General features: G+C 63.4%; 4 protein-coding genes. 3 read left to right on the forward strand and 1 reads right to left on the reverse strand.

Annotated features, from left to right (window positions below):
• Position 1 precedes the first annotated feature (1 nt).
• From thrS to YUA_RS0129235, 3 genes are all read left to right on the forward strand, one after another.
• Positions 2 to 2,044 carry a threonine--tRNA ligase gene (gene thrS / locus YUA_RS0129225; RefSeq protein ID WP_051383446.1) on the forward strand — a complete coding sequence of 681 codons (2,043 nt, stop codon included), beginning with the start codon at positions 2 to 4 and terminating at the stop codon, positions 2,042 to 2,044.
• A gap of 93 nt (positions 2,045 to 2,137) precedes the next feature.
• Positions 2,138 to 2,701, forward strand: a complete 564-nt coding sequence (locus YUA_RS0129230) for a nitroreductase (protein WP_027533876.1) — start codon at positions 2,138 to 2,140, stop codon at positions 2,699 to 2,701.
• Between the two features lie 66 nt (positions 2,702 to 2,767).
• Complete coding sequence (locus YUA_RS0129235) at positions 2,768 to 4,036, forward strand: serine hydrolase (protein ID WP_027533877.1); 1,269 nt, start codon at positions 2,768 to 2,770, stop codon at positions 4,034 to 4,036.
• Here the strand turns inward: YUA_RS0129235 and YUA_RS0129240 are convergent.
• Positions 4,022 to 6,484, reverse strand: a complete 2,463-nt coding sequence (locus tag YUA_RS0129240) for a bifunctional diguanylate cyclase/phosphodiesterase (protein ID WP_027533878.1) — start codon at positions 6,482 to 6,484, stop codon at positions 4,022 to 4,024. The two genes, YUA_RS0129235 and YUA_RS0129240, sit on opposite strands and share 15 nt — an antisense overlap.
• Positions 6,485 to 7,297: the final 813 nt, after the last annotated feature.

A 7,297-nucleotide genomic window follows, 5' to 3' on the forward strand; every position in this document is an offset into this window, starting at 1 on the left:
AATGACCGATGACCGCAAGTCCGAATCCGGCTTTCAATACTCCCTCAGCAACCTGAAGCCAGTGACCCCCGCCGCCAAAGTCACCCTCACCTTCCCCGACGGCGCCCAGCGCCAATATGACCAAAACATCACCGGTCTCGATATCGCCAAGGGGATATCGCCCTCGCTCGCCAAGCGCACCGTCGCGATGGCGCTCGACGGCGTGCTCGCCGACCTCAACGATCCCATCGAAGTCGATGCGAAGATCGAACTCGTCAACCGCGACGATCCGCGCGCGCTCGAGCTGATCCGCCACGACTGTGCCCACGTGCTGGCGGAAGCCGTGCAATCGCTGTGGCCGGGCACGCAGGTGACCATCGGCCCGGTGATCGAGAACGGCTTCTACTACGACTTCTTCCGCAACGAGCCGTTCACCCCCGAGGATTTCGCCGCCATCGAGAAAAAGATGCGCGAGATCATCGCGCGCGACAAACCTTTCACGAAAGAGGTTTGGGACCGCGAGAAAACCAAGCAGGTGTTCCGCGACAAGGGCGAGGCCTTCAAGGTCGAACTGGTCGATGCCATTCCCGGCAGTGAGCCGATCAAGATCTATTACCAGGGCGACTGGTTCGATCTCTGCCGCGGCCCGCACATGACCTCGACCGGCAAGGTCGGCAACGCCTTCAAGCTGATGAAGGTGGCCGGCGCCTATTGGCGCGGCGATTCCAACAACCCGATGCTGACCCGCATCTACGGCACGGCCTTCGCCAAGCAGGAGGACCTCGACGCTTATCTCAAGCAAATCGAGGAAGCCGAGAAGCGCGACCATCGCAAGCTCGGACGCGAGCTCGACCTCTTTCACTTCCAGGAGGAGGGTCCGGGCGTCGTGTTCTGGCACCCGAAGGGCTGGACCATCTTCCAGCAGCTGATCGCCTATATGCGCCGCCGCCTGACCGGAGATTACAACGAGGTCAACGCGCCGCAGATCCTCGACAAGTCTCTGTGGGAGACCTCCGGCCATTGGGGCTGGTATCGCGAAAACATGTTCGCGGCGCAGTCGGCCGGCGACGAGGCCGAGGACAAGCGCTGGTTCGCGCTCAAGCCGATGAACTGCCCCGGTCACGTCCAGATCTTCAAGCACGGCCTGAAGAGCTATCGCGACCTGCCGTTGCGCTTGGCCGAATTCGGCGTGGTGCATCGCTATGAGCCGTCCGGGGCCATGCACGGCCTGATGCGCGTGCGCGGCTTCACCCAGGACGACGCCCACATCTTCTGCACCGAGGATCAGCTCGCTGACGAGTGCCTGAAGATCAACGATCTCATCCTGTCGACCTATTCGGATTTCGGCTTCACCGGCGATCTCACCGTGAAGCTCTCCACGCGGCCGGACAAGCGCGTCGGTACGGACGCGATGTGGGATCACGCCGAGCGCGTGATGGCGACTGTGCTGCGCGAGATCCAGTCGCAGAACAATCACATCAAGACCGAGATCAACCCGGGCGAAGGCGCCTTCTACGGGCCGAAGTTCGAATACGTGCTGCGCGACGCGATCGGCCGCGACTGGCAGTGCGGCACCACGCAGGTCGACTTCAACCTGCCGGAGCGGTTCGGTGCGTTCTACATCGACCATGACGGCGGCAAGAAACCGCCGGTCATGGTGCACCGCGCGATCTGCGGCTCGATGGAGCGCTATATCGGCATTCTGATCGAACACTATGCCGGCAACTTCCCGCTCTGGCTCTCGCCGGTGCAGGCGGTGGTCACCACCATCACCTCGGAAGGCGACGAATACGCCAAGCAGGTGCTGGAGCAGGCGCGACGCGCAGGGCTTCGGGTCGAGATCGACCTGCGCAACGAAAAGATCAACTACAAGGTCCGCGAGCACTCGCTGGCCAAGATTCCGGCACTGCTCGTGGTCGGCAAGAAAGAGGCCGAAACGCATTCGGTCTCCGTCCGCCGGCTCGGCAGCGACGGGCAAAAGGTGATGACGACCGCGGAGGCAATCGCCGCGCTGGTCGACGAGGCCACCCCGCCGGATGTCCGGCGGATGCGTGAGGCGGTCTGATCCCTGAAATCGATCTAAACTCGCTTTCGGTTGCGGGCGTGCATGCTTATCTCGGCATGGCACGCCCGACGACCAGCCGAAGAGGTAACCGCAGTGCCCGACGCCATCGAACTCCTGAAAACCCGTCGCTCGGTCAAACCGCGCGAGATGACCGGCCCCGGTCCCTCGCCGGCCGAGCTCGAGACCATTCTCACCATTGGCGCACGGGTGCCAGATCATGGCAAGCTCGCGCCCTGGCGCTTCATCATTTTCGAAGGCGATGCACGCCAGCGCGCCGGCGAGGTGATCGCAAAGGTCTTTGCCCGCAAAAATCCCGGCGCCCCCGCGGCCGATGTCGAGACCGAGCGCAAGCGCCTCACCGATGCTCCGTTGGTGATCGGTATCGTCAGCTTCACCAGGCCGCATCCCAAGGTGCCGGCGTGGGAGCAGGAATTGTCGGCGGGCGCGAGCGCCATGAACATCGTCACGGCCGCGACCGCGCTCGGCTATGGCGCCTGCTGGCTCACCGGCTGGTTTGCCTTCGATCGCGACGTGCTGGACGGGCTTGGCCTCAAGCCGGACGAAAAGCTCGCCGGCCTCGTTCACATCGGCACGCCGACCAGGCCGAGCGAGGATCGTCCGCGACCGGTCCTTTCTGAAATCGTGACGCGATTTTAATCGAAGGCTTGTTGACCCATCGGACGTCTTGCGGCTTTGATCCCTCGCGCGAGGGAGGAAGCCCGGATGAAGCGTCGTGAATTTCTGGTCGGGGCCGCGCTGCTGGCGGGCTCGATGGCGCGGAGCCGCGCCGCCGACATCCCCGCCCCCTCCGCCGACGGGCTGCGACGCATCACTTCGTTCTTCGAAAACGAGGTCTCTGCCGGCCTTTTGCCTGGGGCGATCGTCCTGATCCAGCAGCACGGCAAGCCTGTTTATTTCAAGATGTTCGGCGTGCGTGATGTCAGGACGCGGCTGTCGATGACGCCGGACACGATCTTCGCCATCCATTCCATGACCAAGCCGATCACCAGCCTGGCTGCGATGATGCTGATCGACGAGGGCAAGCTCGCGCTCATCGATCCCGTGTCGAAATACATCCCCCTCTTCGCCGGCACCAAGGTGGGACTCGAGGTCACCAGGCCCGACGGGTCGCTGGCGCTCGACCTGGTGCCGCCGGTCCACCCGGTGACGATCCGGGATCTGATGCGGCACACCTCGGGCATCAGCTACGACTATATCGGCGGCAAATGGGTCGAGCTTGCCTACAAGGAGGCCAACATCTTCGAGGGCTCCTTCAACAACAGGGAATTCGCCGACCGTATCGCCAAGCTGCCGCTGGCGCGCCAACCGGGCACGCTGTGGCGCTACGGTCATTCCACCGACGTGCTCGGTAGCGTCATCGAAATCATCACCAGGCAAACGCTATACGACGCCTTGAAGCAGCGCATCTTCGATCCGCTCGGCATGACCAATACCAAATTCGTGCTGACGACATCGGACGAGCTCGAGCGAATGGCGCGGCCGCTGCCGACCGATCAGATCCTGCTCGATGCCGAGCGGGGGCGTCTCGACCATCCGGAATGGCAATCCGGCGGTGGCGGCCTGCTCTCCACCATGACCGACTATCAGCGCTTCTCGCAAATGCTGCTCAATGGCGGTGAGTTCGACGGCAAGCGCTATCTCAGCCCGGCCGCGTTCAAGGACATGACGACCGACCAGATCGGACCCGGCTCCGGCGTCGGCCGCGACTATTTCTATTTCCCGGGCGACGGCTTCGGCTATGGCTATGGCCTCGCTGTGCGCACCGACCCCGGCAATGCGAAACCACCGCCGCCGGGCTCGCTCGGCGAGTTGAAATGGGACAGTGGCAGCGGCACCTATTTCGGTGTCGATCCCAAGCTCGACATGGTCTACGTCCTGATGCAGCAGACCCAGAACGAACGCGGCCGCATCACGCCGGCGTTCAAGGCGCTGGTCTACGACTGCTTCCCCGAAGAGCTACGCCGCCCGTGAGGCGCGCTGACCGAAATCGGCGAGCAGCTTTGCGATCTCGGCGGCGGGCCGCGCCGCGCTGAACAGAAAACCCTGCACCTCGTTGCAGCCTTCGGCGCGCAGCCAATCCAGCTGATCCTCGGTCTCGACGCCTTCCGCGGTCGTGGTGATGTTGAGGCTGCGGCCGAGACCGGAGATCGCACGGACGATCGCGCCGCAATCGGGCCGCTCCGCCAGATCCTTCACGAAAGACCGGTCGATCTTGATCTTGTCGAACGGGAAGCTGCGCAAGTAGCTGAGGCTGGAATAGCCGGTGCCGAAATCATCCATGGAGATGCTGACGCCGAGCTCGCGGAGCTGATGCAGGATCGCGAGATTGGCGTCGGTCTCGGCCAGGAAGATCGACTCGGTGATCTCCAGCTCGAGCCGCTTCGGCGACAAGCCGGATTGCGCCAGCGCAGAGATCACGACCTGAACCAGATTGCGGCTGCGGAATTGCGCCGGCGACAAATTGACCGCGACCTTGATGTCAACAGGCCACTTCACCGCTTCGGCGCAGGCTTCGCGCAGCACCCACTCGCCGAGCTGCGTGATGAGACCGATGTCTTCGGCAACCGGAATGAACTCGGCTGGCGAGATCATGCCCTTGTCGGGGTGGTGCCAGCGCAGCAGCGACTCGAAGCCGGAGATGCGGTCGGAGGCGATCGACACCAGCGGCTGGTAGTGCAGCTCGAACTCGCCATTGGCAAAGGCACGGCGCAGATCGACTTCCATCTCGCGGCGCTTCTGCGCCTGGAGGTCCATCTCGCGCTCGAAGAAATGATGCACGCCGCCGCCGTCGGATTTCGCCCGGTACAGCGCCATGTCGGCGTTGCGCATCAACTCCTCCGACGTCACGCCGTCGCCCGGCGACAGCGCGATGCCGATGCTGGCGCCGATCACCATCTCCTGGCCGTCGATATCGTAGGGTGCCCTCAGCATGTCGATCAGAAGGGCCGCGCAGGCGCTGGCCTCGTTCGGCGAGACGTCAGCCGCCAGAATCACGGCGAACTCGTCACCCCCGAGCCGAGCCGCGAGATTGGCACCGCGGGTGGCTGTGGTGAGACGTTCGGCAACTGCCTTGAGCAGGCGGTCGCCCGAAGGATGCCCGAAGGAGTCGTTGATGTTCTTGAACAGGTCGAGGTCGATATAGAGCACGCCGACGCGCTTGCCTCCGGCCTGGTCAAGCGCCTGCTTCAAGCGCTCCTGGAAATATTCGCGGTTCGGCAGGTCGGTGAGCCCGTCATGATGGGCCATATGGGCGATCCGCGCCTCGGCCTTGCGCCGCTCGGTGATGTCGACGACCGCGACCAGATAGCCATCGCGATCGTCGAAGACGACGCGGCGGCCGAACGTCAACACCTCGATCTCGCTGCCGTCGGCGCGCAGATGCCGCCAGTTGCGCGAGGAATGATAGGTCTCGCCGATGCGCTCGAGCGCCTCGGCATGACTGTCCCATTCGTCCGCGGGCCAGATCTCATGCAGCTTCATGCGAAGGAACGCCGCGCGGCTGTAGCCGTAATGCTGGACCGCGGCGTCGTTGACGCCGAGGAACTGCTTGGTGTCGGCGTCGAACACCCACATCGGCATCGGGTTGTTGTCGAACAGCAGGCGGAACGAGGCGTCGCGCCGCTTCAGCGCGGTGACATCGGAGATCGTCAGCGAGACGACGTCGGCGAAGGCGGTGGCGCTCAAGCGGAGATAACGGCCATCGTGCTCAATCTCGAGCTGCTCGCCGCGGCCGCCGGAGACGGCCTTGAGCAGAAACGTCGTGATCTCGGGCGAAGCCAGCAGCGTGTTGCCCTCACCGATCCGCCGCCACAGCAGACTTCCGCTTGCGATCTTCAGCAGCAGCGCGGCGCTCTTGTTGTGGTGCACGACCTGGAGATCGAACGGCGCGCCGTTGGCATCGCGCAGGGCCGCCAGCGAGACGACCGCATCGTCGGTCGCGGAGAAGATCGCATCGAGCAGATTATATTGCGCGCCGCGCTCGTTGACGTACGTACCGACCAGCGTCGCGCCCCAGCGCGAGGAGGTCGGCAGCGCCAGCAGATCGTAGGTCCTGACCATGCCGTCGCGCACGCAATGCGCGCTCGCCTGGTGCGGTTTGCCGTTTTTGAGCGCGTTCGCCACCGCTTCGGACAACGCGGTCGCGCAATCCGGCGACAGCTCCGCGACGGGGATGTCCCAGCGTTCCTCGCCGAGCCATTTTTGCACATAACGTCCGCTCCGCGACAGTTCGAGCGCGCTGTCGCTCTTGAGCAACGCCATATGATCGGCGAGCCGCCCAAGGCTGCCGAGCATCACGTCTTCATAGCGCGGCAGCCGTTCACCCGGCTTCAACGCAGCACGCCATTTGCGCTGAAGCACAGGAATGTCTTCAAACATTTCGGCGGCCGGCGTTCCCGACGCTCTTTTCGCGGCACTCATCGTAGTCCCCAACGCACTTTCCCGCCGCATCCAATGGGGCCTCACTTAAGGGCGCGTAAAAAGGTCACAGCGCGGGTTCCATTTCAGTGATTATGACAGTTTTAAGTCGGCCGATGGTTAGTCGGCGTTAGAGACTATGACAGTTGCGTAAAATGCGATGCGTCGGAGTGTGGGGGAGCGCCAGTCTCTATTCTCGTGTCCCGGGCGCGCTGCAGCGCGCGAGCGTTGCTGCGCAGAGCCGGGACGCACTTGCGAAACCCATCAACGCTTCTTCCACGCTGAAACGTGATGGGTTTCGCGAAGTGCTCTACCCATCCTACGGCCTCGCAGACACGCCTTCACCTCTTCGCGGCTTGTTTCGCCCGAGCTTTGCTTGGTCGCCTCACCCTCCATTGAAAGAGGGCGCAGGGAAGGCCGGGAGCCGGCTGGCTATGCCATGAGTGGATTGCGCTACACTGCACAGCGGGTAACAGGGCAGCCGGAGGCATCCCGGCCTTCCCTGCGCGGATGGTTGGAACGGCTTATGTCGTGCTCTTGTGTCCGGAAAATCTGCCAGAATGTGCGAACGGGCGGTTCTGACCAACCGCCCGTCGCTGGATCTGAGCCCGTTCGTGCTCGAAGGCCTTGAGCCTGTCGGGGAGCGAGGGACAGATCCGGTGTCTTCCTCAACCCGAACAGTTGCATGGGCTTTGAGCCCGAACCGAGCAAGGAAGGGAGTGGATGATGGCACAAAACGATGTCGTTGTCGCCGGTATCGACGTGGCCAAGGACAAGGTGGATGTGTGCGTTCGCTCATTGTCGCAACGGCAGACG

This window comes from Bradyrhizobium sp. WSM3983, from assembly GCF_000473045.1.
Taxonomy (GTDB): Bacteria; Pseudomonadota; Alphaproteobacteria; order Rhizobiales; family Xanthobacteraceae; genus Bradyrhizobium.

What these genes read in the sequence shown, in the direction of transcription:
- thrS (WP_051383446.1), top strand. Translation starts at nt 2, where the DNA reads ATGACCGATGACCGCAAGTCCGAATCCGGCTTTCAATACTCCCTCAGC.
- YUA_RS0129235 (WP_027533877.1), top strand. Translation starts at nt 2,768, where the DNA reads ATGAAGCGTCGTGAATTTCTGGTCGGGGCCGCGCTGCTGGCGGGCTCG.
- YUA_RS0129240 (WP_027533878.1), bottom strand. Translation starts at nt 6,484, where the DNA reads ATGAGTGCCGCGAAAAGAGCGTCGGGAACGCCGGCCGCCGAAATGTTT.